The 1,163-nt window shown below is 32.4% G+C and carries 1 protein-coding gene; it reads left to right on the forward strand.

Features of this window, described 5'->3' with window-relative positions; all coding sequences use genetic code 11:
* Positions 1 to 217 (forward strand): hypothetical protein (locus ASU00_RS25415; protein WP_236712706.1); only part of this gene is annotated, 217 nt, incomplete at both ends.
* Positions 218 to 1,163: the final 946 nt, after the last annotated feature.

A 1,163-nucleotide genomic window follows, 5' to 3' on the forward strand; every position in this document is an offset into this window, starting at 1 on the left:
GGAAAACTTTACTTATAATGGTGACGGTCAATTAACTAAATATATGGATGGTAAAAACAACGAGACAGTTTTCTCTTACCAAGATAACGAAATAACAATTTTTGATAAAAAAGCGAAAGATGAAGAACTTTCTGTTACGAATACTTATCAATTCAATACGAAAGATAACGAATTTAAAGTGATTGATTCCAGTGACACAGAAACTATATATAAACGANGAAAAATAATACGTATGCCGTTTCACAGGTAATTATGCCATCGGAAGAAACAAATTCTACAACATTCTATGGTTTCGACAATCAATACAATATTGTGACGGTTACAAATCCCGATGGCACGACTGAAGAAAATACGTACGACAAGAATGGGAATATATTAACATCTAAATCAACTGCTGGAACAACAACGAATTTGTACAATAGTCGTAATCAAGTGACAGAAACGGTTGCTACAAATGGCGAAATAACAACGAATTTATATGAAGGTCCTTTTCTCATTTCTTCAACTGTAAAAGATGAAACTACAAAATTCGAATATGATTCTTTTGGTCGAGTAATAAAAACACTCTATCCTAATGGCACGTATGAAGCTGTAGCTTATGATGATAACAATTTTAAAGTGACAAATACAGATAAAAAAGGCCATAGAACATCCGTGACATTTACGTTATACGGACAAAAACAAGAAGAAACAGATGCAGATAGCCATACAAAAACGTATGCCTATGATTCTCTTTATGCAGATACATTATCATCAATAACGGATGGTAATGGTCATAAAACAACTTATAATTATGATGACAACAATAATCTATCTACGTTAACAGATGCATTAGGTCGTAAAAAAACATTTTTATATAATGATAATGACCAAGTAAAAAAAGTAGAGATGCCAAAGATGACATTCCAATATGGCTATGACATCAATGGTGTAATGAATGAATCTACTTTACCTTCANAACTGTATAATTACAATGAAAGTGGGCAAGTAGATGCGATTCAAGTAACAAATCCAGCAGGAGATATCATCTCAACAACAAGTTATAAATATGATGAAAACGGAAAGACAAGCAAGGTTTCACAAGATGGAAAAGACTTAAAAACATACGCATATACATCTGAAACGAATCTGCTTGAGAAGTATACGTTAGGCTTATTCACTCA

This window comes from Peribacillus muralis (assembly GCF_001439925.1).
GTDB lineage: Bacteria > Bacillota > Bacilli > Bacillales > DSM-1321 > Peribacillus > Peribacillus muralis.